Here is a 26,533-nt window from a genome sequence, read left to right as displayed (position 1 = left end):
AGCCTCCGGTAACGAGACTTTCAACTAATTGCTCTCTCCCGCTTCCCTGTTTTTCCGACGCGCCTTCCTAGCCGAAAGCAAATATTTAACGCGGTAGGGGTCAGCATCTTTGCGCCAATAAACCTTATGGTTGCGAATTTCCGCGCAGTGTTCTTGCAAACATTTCAGCCACCCCTTGCGCGTGCGAATGGCACTCAAATCATCGAGAAGCCCCCAGTTTTCTTCCTGGCGGGTGAGTTGGGCGAAGGTCTTGTAAAGCGGGTAGTCGGGAGTGACGCAAGCGTCTTTGCGGTGCAGTACCGGCGGATTGTCGGAGGTGTCGCAATCCCGGTAAGTGACGCGCCGGTGTTTCAAATCTATCTGCATGCTGGTGTGCAAGGCTGGATGGGCGTCTGTGTCGAAGTCGGGATAAAATAGGTAGGAGATTTTCAGCGCGTCGGTGTGAAATTTAACCAGAGTGGCTTCATCCATGCGCCCAATTGTGCTGCAAACCACGCCTTCGTAAATCCTCAGGATGGCGTGGAGTTCTTGCAGGGCGGAAACGTGAACGCAGAGGGCGTTGGGGAGTTGCTGACCGATTTTGCTGTTCTGACAAATTTTAGCGATTATGCTGAGAATGCCGGTGCTGTGGAGCAGTGCGGTAGCGGTGTCACACGCTTCTTGGTAGGTGCCGAAAAGTCCTTTGATGTCGTTTTGGATTTCGGGGGCGTGGTATCCGGGATAGGCGAGCGACCGGTCTTCGCCCAGACTGATTTGTTTGAGGGCGAGATACACCAAGGTGTCTTGCCGGCGGCGGTCTGCGATCGCTTCCCACTCTTGGGGGTCAGTGACTTGTAAAATCGTCTGAAAAGCGCGGCGAAAATAGCCAAATTCCGCCAGCAATTCCGCCTCACCGGCAAGTTCGCCTTTAACAGGCAGCCTTCCGCGCTCGGTAACAAAAGCCATCAGCGGTTGCAGCAATTCCTGATAATCTTCAAAGCGCTTGCTGGGGATTCGCACTCGGGGCGTAATGGCGCGGGAGCGGAAGCGCGACATCCGGAATATTTCGGCTTCCGCACTGTCGCGGAAGACAAAATAAATCCCCAGTGCCGCTGGAATTGCGTCAGTGCCTAGAATTCGGTCGATGTAGATTTTCAGCTCTTCCTGGTCGAAATATTTCTGGAAGGTGTTGCGGCGGGTAATTACGCCGTCACCGTAGGCAATTTGTCCGCTGTTTTCATCATTGATAATAACTTGGGCGGCGACGAGCAAAACTCTGCCGGTGAGCTCCCACGCTTGGATGAGGGCTTCCCTGCGCTCTGACTGGATTTCGATGACATTGATGACGTAGCCTATATTGACAATATCAGCGGGGGTGCGGGAATTGTTGGGGAAATAGTAGGGGTCCCAGCCGGCAGCGCTGTATCCTTGCTGCGCGATGCGCTCAACATCTCCGCCGTACCCGCAACCGTAGTCAAAAAATGTGGTATTTTCGCTAAAAAGACCGGCTTCCAGGGAGAGGCGCACGGGGCGAGAAAGTTCGCTGCGGACAATGGCGGCTTTGTGGCGCTCTATTTGGGGCACCAAAGAATTTGTTGAGCCATCGGGCGCGTCTCCAGCTTCCACCGGCACGCCTTCAAGCCGGCGAACAACGCGATGTTCCTGTATTTCTAACCCGTCGTCTTGCAAGCATCGCAGCCAAACCTGACGAGTTCCAATGGCGCGGGCGGGATCTAAAAGCCCCAAGGCTTCTTCTTGGCGGGTGAGTTGGGCAAATGTTTCGTAGTGCGGGTAGTCGGGGGTGACAAAGGCATCTTTGCGGTGCAGCACCGGCGGATTGTCGGAGGCGCTGTAGTCGCGATAGGCGATCCGCAGATCCGGGAGGTCAATTTGTAGGCTAGCCTGCAATACGGGATGGGGGTTTGTGTCGAAGTCGGGGTAGAATAGATAAGATATTTTTGGTTTGTCGGTGCTGAATTTAACGACGTTCGCACCGTCAATGCGTCCCGTGCTGGCGCTGGCGAATCCTTCGTAGATCCTCAGCAAGGGGTTGAGTGCTGGGAGGGCAGAAATATGGACGTAGAGGGCACCGGGAAGTTTTTTGCCGGTGGGGCTGTTTTGGCAGCAGGAGGTTATTATATTAGTGTCGCTCAAACTATTGAGCATTTCCCCCACAATTTCACCGGCTTGCTGGGGGCTGTCGAACAGGGCGCTGATGTCGTTTTGGATTTGAGAGGGCAGGGTTTCTATCGGGCGGCGCGTGCTGGCAAGGTAGACGAGGATATCTTGCCGGCGTTTGTCGGTAATGGCATCCCACTGTTGGGAGCCGGTGGCTTGCGAGATGAGTTGGAAGGCGTCTTTCAGGGTGCCGAATTTGGCAATCAGTTCCGGTTCTTGGGGGAGTTCGCCCGCGATGGGGAGACGCCCGCGCTCGCTGAAAAATGCCATTAAGGGGGCGAGAAGTTGGCGGTTTTCTTCAAATTGCTGGATGCCGTTTCTGGCTGCCGGGATGGGGATGGGGGAGCGTAAGCGGGAGATGCGAAAGGTTTCGGCTAGGCTGGAGTCTCGGAATACGAAATAGACGCCCAATCCTGCCGGTACGGCGTCAGTTTGCAGGACTTTTTCGGTGTAGGTTTTTAGCTGCCGGTGCTGGAAATATTTCTCGCCGGCTGCGCAAGGAGTGAAAGTGCCTTCTGCACAGACAAGTTTGCCGGTTTCTCTGTCATCTATGAGAACTTTTTCGGCAACGATTAAGACTTGGCGTGCCAGCGCCCAAGCGTGCTGCAAGGTGTTGCGGCGCTCATCTGGGGATTTGATGGAGTTGAGGGTGTAGCTGAGGTTGACAATATCTGCCTGGGTGCGGGGGGTGTCCCTGTCGCCAGAGCAGTCGAGGAAGGTGGTATCTTGGTTGAGGATGCTGGCTTCCTGGGCGAGTAGCACGGGGCGAGAGGGGGGAGGGCTTTCTGGGGGCAGAGGAGTGGGAGCAGCCATAGTCGTTTGACGGGGTAGGCGCAAACAGAGGGACAGATTATTGCATACCATAAAAGTGCTCCCCCAGGCTGAAAATCTCGCGGGATTGGTTGGGGAGTGGGTGGGCTGTACCGGGGCGAGCCAAATATTTCGGATGTGAGCGGTATGCTGTTGCCGGTGTGGATGGAATAATAGAAGTGAGCGCTCTGGCGGTATGTGGCTGCTGACGCCGGCCCGATGATAGGTTAGAGTTGGCTGTTAACCTGAGAGGGGTACTCCTCAACGAGTTGCATTTCTTTGCAAGGTATTGACAAAGGGTGCGACAGGAGAGATAATTGTTATCTGCCAATTCAAGATAAGTTTTGGCGAATCTCATCTCTATCGCAACCAAGTAGCGGATCTTAATGGGCAACGAATCCAGTCAGGAAAAAATCTATCACCCTACCGTCCTCGATTTATTCTGCGGAGCCGGTGGGATGAGTTTGGGCTTTCAGAATGCTGGCTGCGAAATTTTAGGAGGGATTGATAGCAACCCCCACGCAGTTAGAACTCATCATAAAAATTTTACTAACTGCAGGATGAGGCTAGTAGCGCAGGATATTACTTCTATTGACATCCAGAAGCTCCCTGTTAAACCGGGTGAAGTTGACATCGTGATTGGCGGGCCTCCCTGCCAAGTATTTTCCCTGGTGGGCGTGGGTAAAATCAGGTCTTTGGGCAGGATAATTGAAGAGGACAAGAGGAACTTCCTGTACCAAAACTTTGTGAGCTTTTTAGGCCACTATCGCCCCCTGTTTTTTGTGATGGAAAACGTTGACAGTTTAACGAAAAAGAAGCAGATATTTTCTCAGGTACTCAGCAGTCTTGAATTCGGACTGCCACGGAATCGAGAGAACTATCCTGGCTACAGGATTTACCATCGAATATTAACTGCTTCCGATTATGGCGTCCCTCAAATTAGAAAACGTCTATTTATCGTTGGCGTGCGCCTAGATTTGGATATAAAATTTGAGTTCCCCCAGCCTCTGACAAAAAAACCTATTTCCGTGGGTGAGGCCATTAGCGATCTGATACCGCTCACACCTCCGTACATACGTCTGAGCGAAAAAAGTAGTGGCCCGAAACAGACAGACATGAAACAGCCTTATCTTTGTCCTCCCCAGTCTAGCTACCAAAAAGAAATGAGGCGGGAAATAAGCATACGGCCAGAGCCGGATGGCGTAATGAATCATATATGCCGGTCTCACAACCCAGTTGATATGATTTGTTTCGCCATGCTCTCGCCCGGGGGTAAATATACGGATTTGCCTGAATTTATGAGGCGGTATCGGTGGGATATTTTTGATGACAAGTACAAGCGTTTACCCTGGGACAGGCCAGCTTGGACATTAACCGCGCACATGCAGAAAGATTGTCTGGCTTACATTCATCCAAAGCAGACTCGGAGCATTTCTGTGCGAGAGGCGGCTAGACTTCAGAGCTTCCCCGATCATTTTGTCTTTGACGCACCTATGACAAGAATGTTTGAGTTGGTTGGGAATTCTGTGCCGCCTCTCTTGGCTGAAGCGATCGCCAGACCGATTGTTAAAGAAGTACAGGCTTACCGTGAGGCTAACTAGAAAGTGTTCAACTCAGCTTATTCTAGTATGTAGAGTTAGAAAAAAAGGCTGGTCTGCCTGTGATGTTACAGGATAGCAATCATGGTCGGCAAGCAGACTGAGGGGAATGGCGACTGCTGCACACCGCTGCTTCTAGTTCGCAAGATCGGCTGGCAGATTTGGACAATATGAAAAGCGGGACGGTGGTGCTGTGGGAGTGTGTGGATCGGGTCGCCGGCGGGACAAAAACAGACGACCGGAAGGCTCATAACCGCTTTCTCGAACTTATTGAAGATGTGGAGAAACACCTAGCTATGGTGTTCCACAGATTCTTGGAGATCCGCTTCAGAAAGAAGAGCATTACAAGCTGGCTCGCATTCAGGTAGACCTGCCGAATTCAATGGACAGTGACTGGAATATCGATGTCAAGAAGTCTAGGGCGCGTCCCCCTTCATCTCTGAGGGAAGACCTCAAGCGCATCGCACGGCTGACCAGGCAGAAAGCGGCAGACATATATCGGCACCGGGGAAAGGCGATCGCCAGACAGTCCTCTGAAAATTACGTCTTTCCTTGGATTAGGAAGGTTAAGCAGGGCACCGACCAGCATCAATAGTCTCGATCAGCTCACAGACGAGATTCTCGAACGCTTGGAAGATCCCCAACGTGCAGGTGCTTGGGATCGAAGAGGAATGGTTGTGGGACAGGTTCAGTCTGGAAAGACAGCAAACTATACTGGTCTGATCTGCAAGGCAGTTGATGCTGGATACAAACTGATTATCGTTCTGGCTGGTATGCAAAACAGTCTGCGGAGCCAGACGCAGTTGCGTTTAGATGAGGGTTTTCTCGGATTTGACTCACAGTATTTCCAGCGAACGGCAGCTGGATGATACCGGCATTGGTCAGCTTATCCTGCTGCACTTGTCTCTCGATGCGGGGCAAGGGCGCGGTGAGTCTTTGCCAGAAATAGTTGCCAGTGTAAGGTCGCTAGTCGAAAACGATCCGCTAGCCAAGGAAGAACTGGAAACACTTCTCTTTGAAGTCGGCTATCTGGACACACACGCCTCGCGCTACGAACAAATTGGCTACACCCAACGAGAGGTCAACTACTTCAAAGTCGAGGGGGATTTTCCCCGAATTGTCGAAGCGGACTTGCGCAATGGAGTCGGCGATGTGCGATACACCATCAGTGTCGCTGAGTGCCGGCGTTTTTCCTTACCGGAATCCGAGGTTGTGTCTGTGATTGGGTGCGGCAATGAGTGATGAAACAGGATTAATCCAGTTTGCGGAAAACCTCAGACAAGAGGTGATTATCAGCTGTAATGGCGGAAGTGACGCAGAAGGTGGAGAGGGGGATTCCTTCCGGGAGGATGAATTCACCCGCCTGATGGTGGAATACCTCACCGAGGCGGGGGAACTGGAAGACGGAGAGGTATGCTACCACAGAACTCGCGGCATTAAGGTCAATGGCTACAGCGTCAACCAAGACGAGGACTGCCTGAATCTGTTTGTGTCGATTTATACGCAGATCGTTCCGCCTGTTACCATCAAAAAACAAGAAGTTGAAACAGCTTTTAGCCGGCTCGCCAGTTTTTTAAACAAGGCACTCAAGGGATATCACCAAGAACTTGAGGAAGCGTCCAGCGCCTTCGATATGGCGATTCGGATTCACCAGCTGAGACAGCAGCTGAGTCAAGTCCGGCTGTATTTGTTTACAGATGGTCGCACGACCCTTGAGCTGAAGCCTCACGAAACTGCAGACGGTTTAACATGCTCCTTTCACGTCTGGGATATTGAAAGAACTTACCGCTGTGTGAGTTCAGGGAAGCAGCGGGAACCCATCGAAATCGACTTTGAGGCTAAGTACGGTTTAGCGATTCCCTGTCTGGAGATGCCGGCATCTAACTCAGACTACAGCGCCTATATGGCCATCATTCCCGGTAATGTACTGTACCAACTCTATGCCGAGTACGGTTCGCGCCTGCTCGAACGCAACGTGCGCTCCTTTCTGCAAGCGAGAGGGAAAGTCAACCAGGGAATCCGGCAAACGATCCTCAAGGAACCGCATCGTTTCTTAGCCTATAACAACGGGATTTCTGCCACGGCTGAAGCCGTTGAGTTAACTGATTTGCCGGAAGGCGGTAAGGGAATCAAGTGGGTGCGCGACTTGCAAATTGTTAATGGGGGGCAAACCACCGCATCGATTTATCAAGCAGTCAGGAAGGATAAAGCAGATGTCTCTAATATTTATGTCGGAGCAAAGCTATCGGTGGTAGTTCCGGAACGGGTGAATGAAATTGTCCCGCTGATCTCTCGCTACGCTAACAACCAGAATAAGGTGAGTGAAGCCGATTTTTCCGCCAATCACCCCTTTCACATTAAAATTGAGCAACTCTCTCGCACTATATGGGCACCGGCAGTGGATGGAACGCAGCGGCAGACTCGCTGGTTCTACGAACGAGCGCAGGGGCAATATCTGGATGCTAAGGGGCGCGAGCCAACCCCAGCAAAGAAGAAAGCCTTTGAGGCGGTGCATCCCAACTCGCAGAAGTTCACTAAAACCGATTTGGCCAAGTTCGAGAACACTTGGAATCAGTTACCGCATATCGTGAGTCTGGGTGCCCAGAAAAACTTCCGCGATTTTACAATTCGGCTGGCTAAACGAGGAAGATTTGAAGTTGACGAAACCTATTTTAAGCGGCTCGTCGCCAAGGCTATCCTGTTCAGGTCGGCAGAACAGGTTGTCCAAGCACAGCAATTCGGGGGCTATCGGGCCAATATTGTGACCTACACGCTCGCCTATCTTAGCTACAAAACGGCGCAGTGCGTCGATTTGGATGCAATCTGGAAACAGCAGGAGATTTCACCGGCATTGCAGGAAGCCATTGCGGCTGTTTCCAGGCAAGTTCATCAGATAATTGTAAATCCCCCTGAAGGCAGAAATGTCACCGAATGGTGCAAGAAGGAGGAGTGCTGGAAGACTATTCAGGAGTTTGATATCGAGTTATCTGCCGCCTTTTTGAAAGAGTTAATCCCAGTCGGCACAGCAGCGCCACATCACATTGACAAAGGAATCGACAGCCCCGACCTCATAGATTTACAAATCATTGCCCGAGTTAAGGAGGTGCCGGCTGAAACGTGGTTCCAGCTTGCTCAGTGGGCTAAGGAAACCGGCAACCTTCAAGTCTGGCAGCAAAGTCTAGCTTTCAAGCTGGGAACGCTTGCTATTAACAAGAAGAATCCTTCACGACGACAGGCGAACGAAGGTTTCAAAATTTTGCAAGAGGCAAAGCAGCGGGGATTTAAGTTGCCGTCATTATGAAGGGACTTTGTATATACAAACATTCTTCCCCACCGGCACCTAAAAATGGAGGGAGGTGAGACGGCGCTCACCCCCCTCTGAAACCAAACTTTTGCTAAAGTTTCGCATTTTTGAGCAACAGCATCCACAAACCGAGTTGCGGCATCTAAGCTGAAGTTGGACAGATAGCTAGAAATCTCATCTAAGTCCTGACTGGCTTCCGGTGAGATGATGATGCTCATGCTCGCTCCTCACTCGCTTTGCGGAGTTTCTCGCGGAGTCTGGCAATCACAACTTTACCATCAGTCAATTGTACCCTGTCGGCTTGCTCAATTCGCACTGCTATTTTTTTCCGCGTTTCCTCAACCCACTTTTTATAGTGCCGGTCGCGTTCTTCCAGCAGCCGAAATGCCTCAGCAATCACCCGATCAGCTGTCTCATACTTGCCAGTTTCCAGTTTGGCTTGGATAAACTGTTCCTGTTCTGGTGTTAGGGATATGTTCACGATCTGCAACTCCTCAAATATGCCTGTAATGTCCCAGTTATCGCTTGGGGTTGCAAAATTTACCCAACCTTCTGACTTGCCGGTGGGCTCGAAGGCGAGCGAGCGTGACCCCACTATTCTATTTTACACCCAAAACAGGCCGGTGCGATCGGCTCCTGCAAGAAAAGTTAACCGGCAGCAGTTCCAGCACCGCCGGCAGCATAGAAAAACGCAGCTGAGAGGGCAACCGCCCTCCCAGAGCAGCGAAAACTTGCCGAAATGTCAAATCAACCTAGGCATTGAATTGGGTTTTGATTGCCTCTATTCTTTGCCGGTTCACTCCCAAATCCGACTCTCCCAGACGAGAGGCTGAGCGAACCTGAATCACTTTCGCCCCCTCATCCAGATAAAATTCCACATCATCAACAAATCCCATTATCGGACTGGTAAACTCCGCATAGAGGTAATTCTCGCCCTCAGCAATGATTTTAGCATTATTCTGACTTTGGAGAACAGCCTTGAGTTTAGAAAAAGCCTCTGCCGGCTCAGCCTCAAACGCCAGCGGCTCAATCTTGTGCGCCGCGTCGGCACTCTGGCTGGACACGCAATTAGGAGTTTTTGGGCACTCCGCGAGATGGCCTTCCTTTACCCCCAAATTCGCGGGACGTTTCCCTGAAAAAGAGAAAATACTGGCGATAAGTGCCGGCGAGGACGGCTGGGCAAAAACAGGAAGAGTCTGCCCAAACCAGCAGCCGGTGGCGAAGAGCAAAGAAAAGAAGAGTGTTAGGAATTTTAACCGGACTAATTTTTGCATGGATGACTTCTGGATTCAGGACAGTACAAGGAAGGGCAATTGCTCTTTACCTTAATTATACCAGCAAAGGGGAGCGCTGCCGTGCCGGCGAGAATTCAGAAACCTGGCTTCTTTAAGAAACCAAGTTTCTCAGCCCTGTGGCTCACCGGCTCCGCCACGGGGATTGAGCCGGCACCGCCACATCTATCAAATCCTCAATCTTCTTGATATTCGGATCGCCGGCGAGATAGCCAATCCCGCGATGCAGGTGGAGGCGAAATTGAGTGGCGAGAGTTTCCCTGTCAGTGCCCAAGCCATCATTGTAGCAGCGCTGTTTCAGGGCGACTATCAGGATATCAGACATGTCTCCCCCAAAAACACGCCAAGTCATCTCGACATTACTGTCAGCTGGAACCGGCACCGGCGAAGGGAGAGTTGGCTCAGCGAGCGAGCGACAAAACGCCCACCGGCACAGAATATTCCACTGGTCAATTTTCGTGACACGCTTAAGTTTAGTCAGCTGCTCTTTAGAAGTTTGAGAGAGGCGAATTCTGTCAACAGGTGGTTCCATAATATTAAAGCCGGGCAATCATTACCATTCAATGTCCATTCTTGATTCTTCCCCTCTCTCCCCCCCTGGGAGAGGGGGGTTAGGGGGAAGAGGGTGACAATCTTTGCAAAAATGGGATGCTCCCTACCAGAAATACCCCGGTGCTACGATTGTCTGGCGCTTAGCTGAGTGATATTTTAGCAGATATTCCCGCGCAATAGCCTCCTGTAGCCGCAACCGTTCCACTTCAGCTTCCCCAATCTCCGTATCGGTAGACAGCAGTATCACCTGATGGCTGGCTGCGGGGAAGTAGCGCTCTACCAGATTCTGCCGGTGGGAAGAATCCAAGCGCCCCAAAGGGGTATCAATAGCCACCGGCAAGTTGCGCCCAGACACGCGAGCTAGTGACCACAAAAAAGCAATCGCTAGCAGCTGTTTCTCCCCCGCAGAAAGCCGGTGTTTGGGCACGGGTTGCCCCTGCGGATCGTACAGGGAAAGGCTAAAGGTATTAATATCAATAGCAATCCGGTGCACTAAATCCGACTTGTGCAGGAGATAGCGGAAACACTCCGTCACTTCCACCTCTAATTTATTCAGTTTTCGGCGAGTCAGTCGCTCCCGGAAAAGTTTGAGGGTTTCTTGGACTTTAGCCGAAGCCGCAATGATATGCTCATCATTGAAGCGCTCAATACTTTTCTCGCTGTACGCTTCCAGGTCTTTTTTGGTTTTGGCAATCGCCGCCTCTAATTCATCACACCGGCGCTTCCCCGCGTCGTAGCTTCCCTGACTGCTCGCCAAGTCAGCTTGCGCCCGGTTAACCGCCTCCTGTAACTGTTCGTAAACCTCCGGAGAAGCCGCCCCTGCTAGCTGTTTCTCGATAGAGATAATCTCCTCTTCCTTCTTTTCCAGATAAACCTGCTTTTCTTGCGCCATCTTAACCCGATGCGGCAGCTCGTAGCGAAGCAGATTAGCGAGGGCATCTTTGGTTTCCTCATCAGCAGCTAGCCACGAGTCTTCATCCCAGCCAATCTCACGCTCCAGCTCTCGATTCTGCTCATCAATCAACCAGGTAATTTTCTCCACTTGTTCCGGCGTCAGCCCCAGCCCACCGATGCGCTCCAGCAAGCGAGCGTCACGCTCCGTCAAAACATCTCGCGCCATTTTAGCCTGTTCCCGTTTCATTTCTTTCTCAGCTTGCGCCTCCGCCTGCGAAAGCAGGTGATCAATCAAAACGAGCGGCAAACTGCCAGAAGCTAATTCTATCAGATCCTGACGCGAGCGAGCGGCATCCGCCTCAAAATCACCCTTTTGTTTTTCTAGATGCTTGCGTTCCGCCGCAATTTTGCCCCCCTCCAACCTGAACTTGTCCGAAGCTTCCCGCAGCTTTTTGCGGGCTTGGTCTAAACCATTTTGCAGCGTTTTTATCTCTTTTTTGGCTCCCTCATATTGCTCCTGCTGAGAAGACAGCTTTTTTTCAATCTCATCCAAACTGGCGAGATCCTTAGTATTGGCGAGCGCCTTGCGCTTGCGGCTGACGAGAATATCCAAATCCTTTGAGAGGCGTTCCGCGAGTTCCAGCCCCAGCAGCGACTGAATCGCCTCAACAACTTCTGGAGGCGGCGTATCCTGTTCCGCCAGTTCCTTCACCTGCTCCCCATCAAACAGGAACAAATTAGAAATTCCCAGAGGCAGCACATTTTCTATATACTCATCCCAGGTATTAACCAGGTGAGTCACCGGCCAGTCACCCTCCAGAATCCCCAAGGTATCTTTGCCGTCTTTCGGATTTGGATACCAATACCGGACAATTCTTAACTCAGTCAATTGATCTTCCACGATATGCTCAACAACCAGCTCAATGCGAGTGTCCTCAACGGGTGACGTGTGCTTGTTAACCGACTGCGTGAGAAATTCACTATAGCCCAAATTGCCACGGGTGGAACACTGGGCCCGCTGCCCGTAAAGAGCGAGGCGAATGGCATCCATCAGGGTGGTTTTCCCGCCACCATTCATGCCGCCAAATAGGATAATCGGGCGCGGATTGCCATCCTTTTCCGGACGGAGGTTGATGACTTGACGCCCCAGATAGGGGCCAAAGTTTTGCAGTACGAGTTCGAGAAATATCAAGGTTCTGCCTCAGATAATCATTTAGTGTTCCCCCTCTTCCCTTGTGCGGGTGGTGAGGGGGTGAGGGGCGCTACTCAGCAGTATCGTTGCTTTGGAATTTCAGACTAGCCCAAGTCAGCTGTTTAACCGTGGCAATGTTGCCCTCACCGGCAGCCGTTTTCAAGTCGCGCTTGTAGTGGGCGTTCTTAATCGCTTCCTCCTTGGAGCGAGAGCTGGTTTCAAAGCACTTCTCCAAGGAATCGTATATGCCGGTGCGGCGAGCTTTCATGTAAAACTGGCGTTCTGTGTTGAGCAGTTTCGCCATCAGTTCTTGGTGCATGGCATCGCCGGTGCAGATTTCTTCGAGCACCTCCCACTCATCGCTGCCCAGCAAACTCCTGCCCGCACCCGGGCGGGAATCTTGGAACTCTTCGCCTGTGACTTCTTTGTATATTTTGGGCAAGCTGTCATCAAATTCGTGTTTTTCCTCCAGCCAGATGCGGCGAATTTCGCTAAGTTCCTCCAGGGTAATCAGCGTGATGTCCCGCATCTCTTCTGGGCCGGTGCGGCGGATTTGTGTTTGAGCGGAGAGAACCTTACTCAGCCATGTTTCCCGCCATTCTTTAGTATAGGGCCCTGGCATCGGTTCTACGGATATCTTACCATCCACATTGCGCTCAAAAAGTTCGACCTTACCGTAAATGCGGCGAAAGTCTCTCTTGACGCGATCGTCCTCAATATCCAATTCATTGCGGATATCCAGCAGAGGCTGCATCCATTCTTTGTCCTCGTCATTCTGAATCATTGCCTCCATAGATTTATCTTTACTGACCATTGTGCAAACCCAGCAACCAAAGCGAGAATCGCCACAGCTAGGAGTCGAGGTATCAATCACTAGAGGGCATTCATTATCAGCAGTAGCGCCCCGATACATCGTAAGTAAGTCTTTGTTGCTGTTTCCCCAAGGGTTAGGCCACTGATTTAAGTAAATCCAAACTTCATCAGTACGCCAGTCTTCAATCGGGAGGTAAATCAGGGAGTTAGGGCGGCTTGGATTCGTGTTTAGGCGATCGCGGAGCCGCCACTCTCTATGTTTAGCCATATTTTTGGCCCGCTGAATACTTTCAGCCTTGCGAGTACCCAAAACAAGAATCACTTCACCGTTAGTTCTAATTACGTCACGAATGAAAGAGTCAGCAGGTTTAATTTTTAGGCGTTCTGTACACCACCTAAAGCGGTTTCTAGGTGCTGGATAGCCTTTCCCAATTAAGCACACCCAGAACGTGTCTTTTACTGCAGGATAAGTAAGGTGCGGTTCGATGGGCATTCCTTGATCTTGGGAAGCAACCTTCATCCGTTCCAGAGAATTGCGCACCCAAGCGGAAACAATTGGATTCTCTACGAGTGTATCATTTGTAATTACATAAATTGTTTTGGTTCGTTTTTCGAGTGGCAATTCAGAAATCGCATTCCAAACAAGCTGCAAAGCCGCCGTTGAATCCTTCCCCCCACTATATCCGATCGCCCAGGGAATATCGTCCAGACAGTATAACTCTTGGATTTCCTTAGTTAACATTTGTATGTCTTCCACTAGCTCCGCAACGGTGCGCGGTGGGAATAGTGATAGCTGGATCTCTTCTGTCATCTCTGCACCCTCCTTCCTGTATGGCTAGTTTTCAAGCTTTTGTTCCGCACTCATTGTGTCCTCCCTACTAGGGCCGGGGCGTTTGGCCTGGGTCGCTTGCTTCTTGGAAAAATACCATTCCTAGTTTACACCCCCTGAGATCGGTTATAATCCCTGCATAGATTTCTCTCCCATTTTATTGCTTTACATGTCAGAAGACAACCGCCCCCAGCCTGAACCGCTCCAGCAACTCAATGACCTGCTCAATCGATACTTCGCCAAGTATCACCGGCAGAAGTGCTATCCCGGGCTGATTTTCCAGCAGGGTCAGCGCAAAATGGTGCAAATCAATGTCCCCGCCCATGACCTGCCCACCCTTCTCCAGGCCAAACCCTCCACTGACAACGATCCCGATTCTGGCAAAAATCGCCCAGAGGTGCAGGGTCATGCTGCGGAAATCAAACAATATATTCTGAAACGCGCCAGCAAGGGCCACCCCTGGATTCTGGGGACACTGACGGCGAATATCGCTCCAGACAAGATTGAGATTATCGAATTGGGTAGGGGCATTTGCTTAGTGGCCATTCCTCGTGGCGTTCAGCTAGACATTACTGACGGACAGCATCGCAAGCGTGCGATTCACGAATTGATTGAAAGTCCTGACAGCGAGTTAATTGGACATGATGATTTTCCAATTACGCTGGTTTTAGAGGGAGACTTTAACCAGTGCCAGACTGATTTCCGAGATATGGCGCAAACCAGACAGCTGGATAAATCCTTGCTCCTGTCCTTCGGCGAATTTGAAGGTCGGGTTGGCATTACTAAAATTCTGGTAGAGCGAGTCCCAATGTTTCATGGCAAGACCGAGAAGATAAAAGGAACTCCCGACACTAAAAAGAAATTGATTTACACAACAAATTACATAGCTAGGGCTGTCAGCTGCGCTTTGGCGGAGGCTCCTGAGAATGAGCTTAAAGATTTTGATGTTTACACATCCTCGGAAGCTCTGGTTCGCTGTCTGAATCAGTTTTTCTCGGCATGCAGCCAGACTCGACATATTTTTGAAACCCCTCAAGACGACTTGACAGTTGAGGACGTTGGTGCATTTAAAGAAGACAATCTCTTGGGCAGGAGTGTGGGGCTGGAAATTTTAGGGCGCTTGCTCCACTGCGCTTATGACAAAGACAGCAAGTCTTTTGACGCTGAGAAAGTCTCAGAGATCGCTCAACTAGATTGGTCAAGAGAAAGCAACATTTGGAAAGATAATGTTGTGATTGTCGATCCTAACCCCAAAAATCCGGCTAAACCATACAAAATATCAGCCGGTGCCAATGCCGTAAGAATAGCAGTCACTAGGGCCAAAGCCACTTTGGGATGGTAAACCCTGACAAATTGGCAGTGGCCTCCCTCTTTCACCGGCACTGACTCGGCGCTCGTGTGTGTCATGGTTTTCTCTCTTATATATTCTGTGATTTGCCATTTTCTTGACAGAGTAGCACTTCTATGATAGGGTACGGCGCATCAAATCAAACAATTGTGGGATCTAACCCCTCTCGGTTCGCGGCCACCCCCGACTCGCGAAGAGAATATAAGGAATAAATTCCCACGCTCGAAGGGACAGCATTGCCCACCGGCTCGCCCCGCTCACGAGGAGGGCCTGGGGGTGGGGCTGTTTCATTCCCAGAAAAATCAGGATGTTGTAGGGAACCGGCACCCGCGCCCCCCCTGGGTGTGGCCACCCACGAGCTGTTCGGCGTTTTCGGGATCGGGGCAACCACGAGGGGACTGCCCCGAAGCGAGAATAAAACAGCTCTGGGGCTGGGTGTGGCCACCCACCGGCAGAATTTTTATCCCCCAAGATAGTTGACAGCACAGACATTATATGATAAGCACCGGCTCTCCCAGCAGTCCGACAATCTCATTATCGCACAGTTTGGACTTTTTAAAAACTTAACTATACTTTAACACATTTTAGTGATAATTTTTTAAAACTAGCCCCAGAGCCGAAAACCCGCACCATGAACAGCCCATCTAACCCGCCGCCTGACATAGCCAGCCAAATCCTGGAACAGGAAAACCGAGACAGGCAAGCCCTCGCCCTGCTGCTGGACAGATATCTGCTCAGAAACGACCAAATTCTCGTTCAGAAAACCCAGATGGGCAACACCGAAGCATTCATGGGCTCAGTCACCTTAGAATGGCTGGACAGCCGCATTCGCTTCGCCTCCCAACTGCCCCTTTTCCGGCAAAAATTCGACTCCGACACCGGCAACGTTATAAGAACCGAAGAAACCATCGACGAAATTGTCCAGCGCCCGCTTGATTGGTCGCGTCAGGCACCTTTAGCGCTCTATTTAGCAGCGCGGAAGTCCCACAAATTCCCAGCAGTTTTAGTCGTGCAAAGCCCTCCCTGGGTGGACGATCCAAACGCACCGGAATGGAATAAAAAAGGACAGGCGCTCAAGTCAGCAGCTGATTTCACCCCCCTAGACAAAAACCGCACAGTAGGGCTTTTGGATGTCTCCGAAACTGTTTCCCTTTTCGCCCTGGACGGACAGCACCGGCTGATGGGAGTCCAAGGTTTAATGGCGCTAATCAAAACCGGCAGACTCCAGCGATACAGCAAAACCAAAAAGCCGGTGGGCGCAGCCATTACAGTCGCAGACCTCCGAGAGCAGTACCAAGTCGCTCCCGCTCACTTGCAAAGCTTAGCCAAAGAGAAAATTGGCATCGAATTTATCCCAGCAGTCCTGAAAGGAGAAACCCGGGAAGAAGCGCGGCGGCGGGTGAGATCCATCTTTGTGCACGTCAATCTCATGGCTGTAAACTTGACCCAGGGACAGCTCGCCGCACTCAATGAAGATGACGGCTTTTCCATTGTAGCCAGAAAAATTTCCGTCACCCACCCCTTATTAAAAGATATCAAAGGTCGCAATCCTCGCGTCAATTGGGACAGCGCCACTGTAGCGGCAAAGTCCACCGTCTTAACCACCCTTCAAGCGCTCAAAGAAATGTCCGAGCGGTACTTGGGGCCAAAATTCCCCCACTGGAAACCCCTGGATAAAAAGAATCTCATTCCCATGCGCCCAGAAGATGACGAACTACAGGAAGGCATTGACGAATTTAACAAACTTTTCGACCATTTAGCCACCCTGCCAAGCTATCAGAGGATCGCTCATGGGGAAGAAACGCCCGACTTGCGCCGGTTTAGCTTTGAGAAAAATGGCGGCGAAGGAAATATGCTTTTCCGTCCAGTTGGGCAAGTAGCCTTCGCGCAGGCGATGGGAATTCTGGTTTTCAAGAAAAAGCTGTCCCTGAAAGCCATTTTCGACAAACTTCGCAAGTACGATGTGGACGGCGGATTCGGTGGAATGGAGTATCCGGAGTCTCTCTGGTATGGAGTTTTGTATGACCCCAATAAAAAGCGGGTGCTAGTTTCTGGAAGGGATTTAGCCGCGAGGTTGCTAGTGTACATCCTGGGCGGAATTCAGGATGGCATGGAGCGTGCGGAAATCCGCCTGGAGCTTGCGGAAGCGAGAACCATTGAAGGCAAAGCAGTCGGATTTAACGGCAAATTTGTTGAGCCGAAACAGGTCGGACTCCCACCGCTTTTGAACTAAGCTGTTAGGCTTTTAATATGCTAGCCTTTTGAAAGGAGGCAGAGCCTCCAGAGCCTCGTTCCCAGGCAAAGCCTGGGAACGAGGGGAGAGAAACAAACCGCGCAGATTTTGAGAGTCTCGCTCTTCTCGAACGCCTGCGCAGGCGGGCTTTGTTTGTATAGCCGCGATTTCTAAGATACTGTTGGCGAATTGATAGGGGGGTTTTACCCCACCCCCAACCCCTCCCCGTTAACGGGGAGGGGAGCTTTCTGGGAACCCTTGTTCTCCTTTTTCTCGTCTTTCCTCGAAAAAAAACCCGCACATTTTGAGAATCTCGCTATACTCTTAGCCCGCGAAGGCGGGCTTTGTTTGTATAGCCGCGATTTCCAATCGCCAGCAACCTGGCCAACTAGCCAGAGGTCTAACCCCTCACGAATTCGTCAACAGCTTCTTTCTAATCGCCAGGGACCTCCCGCCCCAAGCCCCCTTTCAAGACAGAAACCGGCTTAAATCAAACTCCTCTTCTGAATGCCCATCCTTCACCCGTTCAGACATGAGCATCAACAGGAGTCGCTCAGTATAGTCTACCGCCCCCCGCAGCTCATCGCGCAAAATCTCAAGCCCCCCATTCGCATACTCTTCAAAAATCTGGATGCGCTTATCGCTATAGTTTCCCTCAGAAGAAAGTATTTTTGCCTCTTTAGTATCAACAATAGCCAGCAATTTAATAACCATATCGTAGCCCCTCGACACAAAGATATCTTCGTCAATGGGTCCGGGCTCTTTTTTAGATATTTCCAGCACCGGCAAACGCTTTTTGTGCCTCGCCCCCAAAGCTGCCGCAAACAATATCACATCAGCATAAGTCGGAAAAGGGCCGGCTTTGCTGCCCTCTGAGGAGGTTAATGCTTTCACTAACTCTGCCTTATCTTTAGCAATCCTAATTCTATTCGCACCCATTTGTTTGTTATCTGGTTTGGCGGACTCTTAATTAAATGCTGTGAGCTGCCGGCGTCGCGGAGGCTCTTCCCATTATACTCTATTTTAGCGCATTTCCAGGGCATTCCAAAATTAAGCCGGTGGCACACACTTCTTTCCCCTCTCTTCACCCCCCTTTTTCAGGGGGGGGCAGGGGGGATCGTCGGAAGGCAGGCGAGTTGTGGAATGGCGTCACAGACTGATTTAGGACGTGCCGCGAGCGCCTTCTACAACCTCACCCAGCAGGTGCCGGCTATTTGGCGCAACAAGTCTAATTTCCCATAAATGTTTGCAGCAGCCAGCGATTAATCTCCCCATCATCCTGAGTTTGGCTGCGTGTTAGGGCTTCTTCAACCAGTGCGATCCATAAGCCGGGAAGCACCAGCGACTCCTGAATTTCACCACTGCGCCCCTGAGAAATCTCAAAGGCAATCGCCTCCCGGGCATTCGTATCAACCACCCAATATTCCCGAACTCCCGCCCGTTCGTAGAGCAACCGCTTTCGCCCCAAATCATCACTGATAGAAGTCGCTCCAACTTCCACCACAAGAGTTGGCGGATCGCACTCATTCAAATCAACGGGTGAATTGCTTTCAGGAGGCACCCTCAACCCAGAACCGATGTAGAAAGCCAAGTCGGGTTGAAATTCCTGTAAGCCGGCTTTCCTGAAACTCGTATTAACAAACTGGACAATTGGTATGTTGTTGAGAGCAGCGAAAAGAACAACCAAATAGGAAACAATCGAATTCAGACGACCGTGACGCGGACCAACTGCTGCCATTTCAACCCTCATATAGCCTTGATGGTAATAGAATCTGCCCCTCTCATAAGCGGGAGCATCAGCCAGCGCCAGAAAATCTTCCCAGCTCCCCGCACACCAGGTATCCGTCACCGCATCCCGCAACACCGGCTCCCGACTATAAACCATAACCCACCTCTATAATCTCCGTGTACTCAAACTCATTTGGACTCTGCCGCACCAAAGGATAGCGCTCGCCATTCAACTCAATCCCATCCTCCTCACAATCGGGCTTAGGAGAATTGTAAACCAGCACATATTCCCTGCCAATATAATCCGCCATCTCCTCAGCAACCTCCCCCCGCCACTGAGTCTTAGTCACCAAAACCAGCAGCTGATTCGCCAACCGGGGAATCGAGCGCGCCACCCGCCGCCGGGATATTTCATCCAAACTGCCAAACGGAGAATCCATCACAATCGGGAACGTACTGCTATCCGGTCCCATCAGCGCATTCTTTTTACTCCACTCGCGCACCCGATCGATAATCCCGGCAATAAACGACAGACTCAGGATTTGATTCTCGCCGGTAGAAGCCGCCACCGGCGCGTCACCTCCCGCCGTATTCTCCACCAGCGACAGCTCGTATTTCTCATTCAGCTTAGGAATGTAAGGAGTGAACGAAATTTCGCTAAATATCTCCTGCACCCGCTTTTCCAGCTGCAAGCGGAACTGTTTCTCCAGCCGGCTTTTCACTTCCGCCAGCCGCTCCACCGCCTCCTGAGCCGCCGCAATCCGCCGCTGCGCCAAAGCTTGCCGCAACTCATTCATTTTTTGCTTGTCAATTTGCTTCCCCAAGCCTTCAATTTCAACTTTCAGGCTCTCCCCTTGCTGCTTGTTCGAGCCGACTTCCCGGTTCAGCTCACCGAGCTTACTCTCAATCTCATCCAAGCGCGTCTGCAAATGGCTGACATCCTCATCCGGATAATTCCTCAACCTTTTCGTCGTGTCCTCCAGCTGCGTCTCAATCCGGGAAATTTCCGCTCTCCACTGATTGATATTCGCTTGCAGCCGGTCCACCTCCTCCCAAAATTCAGGCACCTGCTTTTCAACTTCACTCACCTGCGCGATCATGCGAATAGCCGTTTCCTCCACATCAGCCATTCCCGCTCTATCCATCCAAGCGTGAACCAGTACGTGCGCCGGCGTACCCTCTATCAGTTCCGCACCGCAAATACAGCGCTTCCTTTCCAGCAGCTCCCCCACAAATTGCCGCTTAATTCCAGCCGGCAGCTCCCCTCTCTCCCGCAACCCATCAACAATCCCTCGGAATTCCGCCATTGCCGGTGACAGCAAAACCGTATAGCCTCGCGCTGAAATCGCTCGCTTCAAAACTTCATTCGCCTGTTTCAACTGCTCCCGGATTGACTCTCTCTGGGTTTCCAGGTGGTTGCGCAAAGATTGTAACTCTTCCGCACCCCCCAACTCTAGCAACCGGCTGCTAATCGTCTTTTTCAACTCCGCTTGATTTTGCAACTCCTGCTCAATCTCCCCCTGACGCTTGGCCAGTTTCTCCCTCTCTTGCTCTAGCTTTTGCTTCTCGCGCAGCAGCTTTTTAGTCTGCGGATCGCCAATCCCTCTCAAATCAGTTTCCAGCGATTTCTTCGCCTCCCCCAAATGCCGGATGGCTCGCTCTAACACCTCCACCCCCAGCAGCACCTTAGTAGCTTCAGCAATTTCAGCCTTCTTTTCATCGCGGACAATCCGATCTATCCGCTCCCCATCAAAGAAAAAGTATTGATGCAAGCTCTCCGGCAAAATCCGATTAATTATATCCACCGGCTGTTGCGGCGGTGGCGGCGGCTGCCAGCGCCCCTCATCCCCCGCTATCATCATGTACAGCTCACTGTTGCCATGAGAGATGCCCTCTTCATTCCTGTAAGCGCGGCACAAGCGCTTAACCTGGTAGCGCTTGCTGTCATGCTCAAATACAACCTCAACCCAGCACGGCACCGGTTTCCCCGCTTCAGCCTCGCTAATCGCCCGCTTATTCACCAGCTGCTCCTCCGCAGCAAAAGCCGCCGTAAATCTCTCATACAGCACCCAAGTAAACGCATTCATCAGCGTCGTCTTCCCGGCACCGTTATTTCCGTGAATCACCGTGGTATTGCGCTCCCCCCGCGAAATAAAAATCTCCGGCGTCTTGCCGTAAAACTGCCGAAAGTTGCAGAGCTTCATTGAAATTAGCTTCATTGTATGGCTTCCTTGATAATTTTCAGGATGTCATCGTTAATGTGGCGGGGAAGTCTCATGTAGAGCTTGTCTTTCTCAGCCTGCAACACCCGCTCAATCATTTGGCGGATCTCCGGAGGAGCGCTCGCAATCGGCTCCTGAATCTCATCCATACTCCCTTCGTCACTCATCTGCCGGCACCCTAAGTCTAATTTATTTTATCAAATTATCCCCTCGTTCCCAGGCTCTGCCTGGGAACGCCGTGAGAGGAGGCTCTGCCTCCTTAAGTAGCAACAGGAGTTATTTTATCAAATTCTCAACATTGTTGGTGGCGCTTTTTCCCTGGGATGTGATAGGATGGCAGTAACAGCATAGATTGACTTAATCCTCGGAATCCCTGCGGAGGCGAAAAAAGCGAAACTGTCCCCTTATTAAACATCATACCGCATTCTACCGGCACGACATCTTTACAAAATTTTACCGCCAACCGCTGCGCTGCCTCTGGGTTCTCGCGCCGGCAGCGGCGAACCGGCTGCGGTCGCTCGGCAACCCTTGCGGTCGCCCGGAACGAGAGATGCCCACCTACTTATAGCGGTTTTCGCCCAGAAACCCGGTTTCTTAAAGAAACCGGATTTCTCAGTACCTCACTTATATGAAAAACCCTATAACCTCAAATATCTAACAGCCCGTATCGCGTTTGAAGCTCCAATAATTTTAGCCGAGCCTCACCGGCATTCTCAGCCAAATCAGCAAACTCCAAGAACCGCCGCAACTCCTTGCGCATCAGATTGCGCTCCACATCCAAACTATCCCGCCCCAAATCCGGAGGCATCACAATCATATCAAACAGAGTAGCCCGCTGCTTGCTGGGGTGAGGGCGCAAAATTCGCCCCCGGCGCTGAATAAACTGGCGGGGATTGCTGCTGCTGGCCAGAATCACAGCCGTCTGAATCGCCGGGATATCCACCCCCTCATCCAAACAGCGAATTGCCACCAACCCCTGCAACTCGCCCGCCTCAAATTGCCGGCGCAAAACCTCGCGCTGTTCCAGAGGCGTCTCCGCCGTATAAGTATTAACCCGATAGCCCATTTCCGACCCCAGAATCCGGGCAGTTTCTGCCAGTTGGCGGCTGCTTTCTTGACTCACCTCCCCCTCCACTGACCCGTCCCCACAATAAAACAGCGTGTGCCCAGTTTTCAGACGCCTTTGCATCAACTGCCGCAGCGCCTTTAACTTATTCGCCGCCGCCCCAACTAACCGAGCCCGCTTCATCAATAAAGCTTTTAACCCTTCATCCTCATAAATATCGGCATTTTCCTTCTTTTGAAGCGCCCAGCCAATTCTTGTCGTCAGCCTCGCATAAACAAGACTTTCCGATTCAGTCAGAGGCACCAGAATAGGATAGTAAAGGTAGCGCACCAGCGCCTCCAGCCGGATCGCATCTCCCAGAGTCAGTTCAGGCTGCAACACCGGCCCGAAATAATCAAACAAAACCTCAGTCCCGCGCTCGTCAAAATACCGCTCCGGCGTTGCAGACAGCGCCAACCGCAGCCCAATTCGGCGAGGCAAACTCTCCTCCAATCGCGGCGCTCCCAGATTGTGCGCCTCATCGCCCACAATTAAAGTTTTATCTGGGAAATACTTAAGCTGCGACTGCAACCCCTCTTTTATCAGCGTAGCATTTGTCGTAATAACCGTGAGGAAAGGTTGACCGCCGGCACGCACACTGTAAAGCTGGCTTGAGAGTTGGTGCTGCCAGCTGCGCACATTTTCAAAAGCTAAAATTGGCTGCAGTCCAAATTTCTCGCTCTCTCGCGCCCACTGCATCACCAGATGCCGGAAAGGGCAGACCACCAGCAACGCCTGCAAGCCGATTTTCTGGTAGAGTTCTGTCACCAGAGCCAGAGCTGTAATCGTCTTGCCGCTGCCGGTGGCCATCTTGAGAGTGCCGCGCCCCTTGTTAGCAAACCAGCTGTTTACCGCTTGTTTCTGATACTGCCGCAACTGGAGAGACGGTGGCATTTCGGGGCATCCCACCGGCGGCTGATTTACTGTGAGTAGATTCACCTCTGGTGCGCTCAGATGCTAGCTTTCCTGAAAATAAACGGGTCAGAATAATTTTAGCCGGCAGCAGCCACGCCTACCAGTGGCCGTTCGCAGTTGGGCTAATGCCCAAGGTTCGCAGTTGGGCTAATGCCCAAGGTTCGCAGTTGGGCTAATGCCCCCGTTCGTAGTTGGGCTAATGCCCAAGGTTCGTAGTTGGGCTAAAGCCCAAGGTTCGTAGTTGGGCTAAAGCCCAAGGTTCGTAGTTGGGCTAAAGCCCAAGGTTCGCAGTTGGGCTAATGCCCAAGGTTCGTAGTTGGGCTTTAGCCCCCGTTCGTAGTTGGGCTAATGCCCAAGGTTCGCAGTTGAGCTAATGCCCCTGGCCACCCTGACCCCAATGGCCACCGGCACAGCGGGTAAAAATCCCTATCCCCCCCAACCGGCGCGAGCGTCAATCCCAGAAGCCCAATTGAAACATTAAAGATTGTGAAAGGGAGATGCCATGCAAGGGGGGTGATAGGAGATAACTGAAAAAAATCCCTTCTCGCTTGAAAATCTGCCGGTGCATCTATGACCTACTGCCTGAGAGTTGCAGACATCCCCGTTAGCGAACGCCCTCGCGAGCGATTGATGGCGCAAGGGCCGAAAAATCTGGCCACAGCCGAACTGATCGCCATCTTGCTAGGCACCGGCCAAGGGCAGGGAAAGCTTTCTGCACTCGGACTCGGGCAGTACATCTTGCAGAAATTGAGCGAACACCAGCGCGATCCGCTGGAAGTCTTGCGCGATATCAGCGTGCAAGAGCTGACACAAATTCACGGAATTGGGCCGGCGAAAGCAACAACTATTCTAGCCGCCGTTGAACTCGGCAAACGAGTGTTTCAATCCCGCCCCCCAGAGCGCGCAGAAATAGACAGTCCCGCCGCCGCAGCAGCCGCCCTCAGCCACGATTTAATGTGGCAGTCGCAAGAGCGATTTGCGGTTTTGCTGCTGGATGTGAAAAACCGCCTGCTGGGCACCCAAGTGATCACCATTGGCACCGCCACCGAAACCCTGGCCCACCCCCGCGAGATATTCCGGGAAGCGATCCGCCAGGGAGCCACCCGCCTGATTGTGGCCCACAACCACCCTTCCGGGAATGTCGATCCCAGCCCAGAAGACATCGCCCTCACCCGCCAGCTGCTTGCCGGTGCCCAATTTCTGGCCATTCCCCTGCTGGATCACCTGATTTTGGGCTGTGGCAATCACCAGAGCTTGCGCCAAATCACAACCCTGTGGGATGAGTACCCCCAGGGGGATTAATCGGGAGGGGGGAGTGCGCCCGCGAGGGGGACAGGCCAGGGACAGGCCAGGGACAGGCGGGACGCCTGTCCTACGTCTTCTGGAATTGAAACAAAACTTTACTTGTTTTTTTTCCGCTGCCTGTGCTATATTAATGAAGTCGAGGGCGATTAGCACAGGGGTAGCGCGCTTCCTTCACACGGAAGAGGCCACTGGTTCGAACCCAGTATCGCCCATTTGAACAACTGTGTAGGGTGCTTTCCCCCTTGGGGAACGCACCCTACTTTTGCCGCCGGCTCACTTGACAGTGCTGCCGCCTCACTGGACCGCACCTCACTTGACTGCGGCTCACTTGAAAGCGCCGCCGGCTCACTTGACAGTTTGTAGTTGGGCTTTAGCCCAAAGGGCCTAACCCTCCCAGACGTAGGACAGGCGTCTCGCCTGTCCCCAGCTTGTAGGGTGCGTTACGCGGAGCGTAAATTTCAGAAACCCGGTTTCGTAGGGGCGGTGGCACCGTGCCATCGGTGTCAACTTAAGCTCCTGGCGATTGAAATCGCGGCTATACAAACGAAGTCCGCCTTCGCGGACTTAAGAGAAGAGCAGGACTTTTCAAACCCGCGCAGGCGGGTTTGGTCTGTGTAGCTGCGGTTACCCTGCGGGAAGCCGCCAAGGGCGGCTACAACCGCCCAGAGACTACGGGACACAGCTTAAGTTGACACTAATGGCCCCCGTGCCCGCCCCTTCCGGGTTTCTGGGTTCAAGCGCGGTTGCGCAAATCATTTAAAACTGCTATAGATTCTCCCCCTCAACCAGTCGCGAAAACTGGAATGATACAAACTGTAACAAACTTCCCCACCGGCTCGCCTCTCCACTAAAAACTCCAGCCAATTCTCCAGGACTTCCCCCACATCATATTCATCCTCATCAATCATTTCCGCAACCAACCCCACCGGCACGGGTTGCTCTTGCTGCGCCAGCGCCCTCAGCACGCCTAACTCAAGCGAAGACAAATTCTCGCCCCCCATTTTTTGCCAGTGTTCCTGGTAGTATGCTTCTAGCCCGGCAGGAAGCCGGTCAAACTGCAAAGGTTCCGGGTATAATCCCTCAGCAATCGCGGGTAAAATATAGCTCAGGTAGGCGAAATTATTCTCACTTTTCGCCGCCAGCTGTTGCGTGAAGTCTGCCTCGCTGATATAATGATCTGTTAGCCAGGATTTGAGAGCGCCCCTTAATAATGCCGGTGCGAGAGGCGAGTTTTCCTCTCCGGTTCCCTCGGAGGGATCGGAGGGATGGGTTAGGTATCCCTCAATGTACGCCCGCACATCGGCTTGGTTTTGTTCCGGGTAGTTGCCCAAGTCAAGAAGTTGCGAGGGACTTTCGATTAATAAGCCGGATTTCTCTCGCAAGAAAGGTCTGCGGGCGAGCAGGAAATACACCCGTTCCGGGAGATATCTGGGGAGATAAAACAGATTTGAGTCTGGGGATTGGCTGTTGGGGTCAATGCGGTCGAGCCCATCAATCGCAATAACGAGCCGGTCCTCAGGTGCGAGCCGGTCGCTGATTTCCTGAAGTAACAGACTGTAGGGGCGAAGCGTTGGCGCAGATAAGCTCTGGGGTTCAGCAGTTCTTGCCGGCAAAGCTTCGCCCTGACTGATCAATTGCGTGCAAATTGTCGCGAGAAACTCACCGGCATCATTTTTGCCCCCCACTTCCGCACTATAATAGATAGTGCCGGGATTGGAGGCGACAAACTTGGCGAGGATGGCACTTTTGCCGGTTCCCGGCGCACCGACAAGGGTGAAGTAACCGCGAGCGTGCCGGTGGAGAAAGCCGGCAATTTCAGCCAAGACAAATTCTCGCCCGACAAACTTGGCGCTCTTGTCTCGAATCAGTCTCTGAAATTCCGTTGGGTTGGGAGTTGGGGGTCTGGGAGTGATATTCACGGGTATACCTCTATCCTTTCCAGCAGCACGACTAAGCGCGGATGCGCGGATAGTTGCTACCTACAAGTCTAAGCATCTAGATACCCCCAAACGGGGCGGGCACGGGGCATTGGTGTCAACTTAAGCTGTGTCCCGCAGCCTCTGGGCGGTTGTAGCCGCCCTTGGCGGCTTCCCGCAGGGTAACCGCAGCTATACAGACAAAACCCGCAAGGCAAGGGTTTTAAGATTCTAGCTCTTCTCTTAAGTCCTTGTCATGCGGACTTGGTTTGTGTAGCCGCGATTTCCAAGAGACTGTTGGCGAATTGATAGGGGGGTTT

General features: G+C 52.0%; 19 protein-coding genes, 1 tRNA gene and 1 pseudogene. 8 read left to right on the top strand and 13 right to left on the bottom strand.

All coding sequences use genetic code 11. The features are described 5' to 3' along the window. Nucleotides 1-24 precede the first annotated feature (24 nt). The gene (locus tag OSC10802_RS0133275; RefSeq protein WP_017721088.1) at nt 25-2,970 is read right to left on the bottom strand and encodes a DNA phosphorothioation-associated putative methyltransferase; all 2,946 of its coding nucleotides are present in this window, start codon (nt 2,968-2,970) and stop codon (nt 25-27) included. A gap of 383 nt (nt 2,971-3,353) precedes the next feature. Here OSC10802_RS0133275 and OSC10802_RS0133270 point away from each other — a divergent pair, with 383 nt between their 5' ends. The 4 genes from OSC10802_RS0133270 (at nt 3,354) to OSC10802_RS0133250 (ending at nt 7,866) form a co-directional block, all read left to right on the top strand. Further along, entirely contained in the window at nt 3,354-4,568 is a 1,215-nt protein-coding gene (locus tag OSC10802_RS0133270; protein WP_044172156.1) for a DNA cytosine methyltransferase, read from the top strand. A gap of 379 nt (nt 4,569-4,947) precedes the next feature. After that, nucleotides 4,948-5,160 carry a hypothetical protein gene (locus tag OSC10802_RS53630; RefSeq protein WP_017721085.1) on the top strand — a complete coding sequence of 71 codons (213 nt, stop codon included), beginning with the start codon at nt 4,948-4,950 and terminating at the stop codon, nt 5,158-5,160. Between the two features lie 236 nt (nt 5,161-5,396). Further along, the gene (locus OSC10802_RS53625; RefSeq protein WP_071593400.1) at nt 5,397-5,807 is read left to right on the top strand and encodes a PD-(D/E)XK motif protein; all 411 of its coding nucleotides are present in this window, start codon (nt 5,397-5,399) and stop codon (nt 5,805-5,807) included. After that, nucleotides 5,800-7,866 carry an AIPR family protein gene (locus OSC10802_RS0133250; RefSeq protein ID WP_017721083.1) on the top strand — a complete coding sequence of 689 codons (2,067 nt, stop codon included), beginning with the start codon at nt 5,800-5,802 and terminating at the stop codon, nt 7,864-7,866. Before OSC10802_RS53625 ends, OSC10802_RS0133250 begins: the two co-directional genes overlap by 8 nt. A 104-nt stretch (nt 7,867-7,970) precedes the next feature. On the opposite strand, the pseudogene OSC10802_RS56025 reads toward OSC10802_RS0133250, so the two are convergent. The 6 genes and pseudogenes from OSC10802_RS56025 to dndC all read right to left on the bottom strand — a co-directional run. Next, nucleotides 7,971-8,087, bottom strand: a pseudogene (locus OSC10802_RS56025) (type II toxin-antitoxin system RelE/ParE family toxin); the annotation flags it as partial. Then, the gene (locus tag OSC10802_RS0133245) at nt 8,084-8,464 is read right to left on the bottom strand and encodes a ribbon-helix-helix domain-containing protein (protein ID WP_017721082.1); all 381 of its coding nucleotides are present in this window, start codon (nt 8,462-8,464) and stop codon (nt 8,084-8,086) included. The gene OSC10802_RS0133245 and the pseudogene OSC10802_RS56025, both read right to left, overlap by 4 nt. A gap of 157 nt (nt 8,465-8,621) precedes the next feature. After that, complete coding sequence (locus tag OSC10802_RS0133235; RefSeq protein WP_017721081.1) at nt 8,622-9,143, bottom strand: DUF1499 domain-containing protein; 522 nt, start codon at nt 9,141-9,143, stop codon at nt 8,622-8,624. A 142-nt stretch (nt 9,144-9,285) separates the two neighbouring features. Next, entirely contained in the window at nt 9,286-9,693 is a 408-nt protein-coding gene (dndE, locus tag OSC10802_RS0133230) for a DNA sulfur modification protein DndE (RefSeq protein ID WP_044172402.1), read from the bottom strand. 123 nt (nt 9,694-9,816) lie between these two features. Beyond that, nucleotides 9,817-11,799 carry a DNA sulfur modification protein DndD gene (gene dndD / locus OSC10802_RS0133225; protein WP_017721079.1) on the bottom strand — a complete coding sequence of 661 codons (1,983 nt, stop codon included), beginning with the start codon at nt 11,797-11,799 and terminating at the stop codon, nt 9,817-9,819. A gap of 70 nt (nt 11,800-11,869) precedes the next feature. Then, entirely contained in the window at nt 11,870-13,423 is a 1,554-nt protein-coding gene (gene dndC, locus OSC10802_RS0133220; protein WP_017721078.1) for a DNA phosphorothioation system sulfurtransferase DndC, read from the bottom strand. Nucleotides 13,424-13,610: 187 nt separating this feature from the next. On the opposite strand from dndC, the gene OSC10802_RS0133215 reads away from it, so the two are divergent. Continuing rightward, the gene (locus OSC10802_RS0133215; protein ID WP_017721077.1) at nt 13,611-14,783 is read left to right on the top strand and encodes a DNA sulfur modification protein DndB; all 1,173 of its coding nucleotides are present in this window, start codon (nt 13,611-13,613) and stop codon (nt 14,781-14,783) included. A gap of 637 nt (nt 14,784-15,420) precedes the next feature. Next, a complete protein-coding gene (locus OSC10802_RS0133210) occupies nt 15,421-17,022 on the top strand; it encodes a DGQHR domain-containing protein (RefSeq protein WP_017721076.1) in 1,602 nt (533 codons plus the stop codon). 468 nt (nt 17,023-17,490) lie between these two features. Here OSC10802_RS0133210 and OSC10802_RS0133205 read toward each other — a convergent pair whose 3' ends face one another. From OSC10802_RS0133205 to OSC10802_RS0133185, 5 genes are all read right to left on the bottom strand, one after another. Further along, nucleotides 17,491-17,961 (bottom strand): DNA phosphorothioation-associated protein 4, encoded by a 471-nt coding sequence (locus tag OSC10802_RS0133205; RefSeq protein WP_017721075.1) that lies wholly within the window; start codon nt 17,959-17,961, stop codon nt 17,491-17,493. Nucleotides 17,962-18,250: 289 nt separating this feature from the next. Then, nucleotides 18,251-18,907, bottom strand: a complete 657-nt coding sequence (locus OSC10802_RS0133200; RefSeq protein WP_017721074.1) for a Uma2 family endonuclease — start codon at nt 18,905-18,907, stop codon at nt 18,251-18,253. After that, nucleotides 18,897-20,969 (bottom strand): AAA family ATPase, encoded by a 2,073-nt coding sequence (locus OSC10802_RS0133195; RefSeq protein ID WP_017721073.1) that lies wholly within the window; start codon nt 20,967-20,969, stop codon nt 18,897-18,899. Before OSC10802_RS0133195 ends, OSC10802_RS0133200 begins: the two co-directional genes overlap by 11 nt. After that, nucleotides 20,966-21,139 (bottom strand): hypothetical protein, encoded by a 174-nt coding sequence (locus OSC10802_RS53620; RefSeq protein ID WP_017721072.1) that lies wholly within the window; start codon nt 21,137-21,139, stop codon nt 20,966-20,968. Before OSC10802_RS53620 ends, OSC10802_RS0133195 begins: the two co-directional genes overlap by 4 nt. A gap of 479 nt (nt 21,140-21,618) precedes the next feature. Further along, nucleotides 21,619-22,971, bottom strand: a complete 1,353-nt coding sequence (locus tag OSC10802_RS0133185; RefSeq protein ID WP_017721071.1) for a DNA phosphorothioation system restriction enzyme — start codon at nt 22,969-22,971, stop codon at nt 21,619-21,621. Nucleotides 22,972-23,562: 591 nt separating this feature from the next. On the opposite strand from OSC10802_RS0133185, the gene radC reads away from it, so the two are divergent. Both radC and OSC10802_RS0133175 read left to right on the top strand, forming a co-directional pair. Then, nucleotides 23,563-24,294 (top strand): RadC family protein, encoded by a 732-nt coding sequence (radC, locus tag OSC10802_RS0133180; protein WP_017721070.1) that lies wholly within the window; start codon nt 23,563-23,565, stop codon nt 24,292-24,294. Between the two features lie 143 nt (nt 24,295-24,437). Then, nucleotides 24,438-24,509, top strand: a tRNA-Val gene (locus OSC10802_RS0133175). Between the two features lie 540 nt (nt 24,510-25,049). On the opposite strand, the gene OSC10802_RS0133170 is transcribed toward OSC10802_RS0133175, so the two are convergent. Beyond that, on the bottom strand, nt 25,050-26,216 hold the full coding sequence (locus OSC10802_RS0133170) for an ATP-binding protein (protein WP_017721069.1): 1,167 nt from the start codon (nt 26,214-26,216) through the stop codon (nt 25,050-25,052). Between the last annotated feature and the right edge of the window lie 317 nt (nt 26,217-26,533).

It is taken from the genome of Kamptonema formosum PCC 10802 (genome assembly GCF_000332335.1).
Lineage (GTDB): Bacteria > Cyanobacteriota > Cyanobacteriia > Cyanobacteriales > Oscillatoriaceae > Oscillatoria.
The sequence above is the reverse complement of the archived record's forward strand: the minus strand, read 5'-3'. Positions and strand labels throughout refer to the sequence as shown.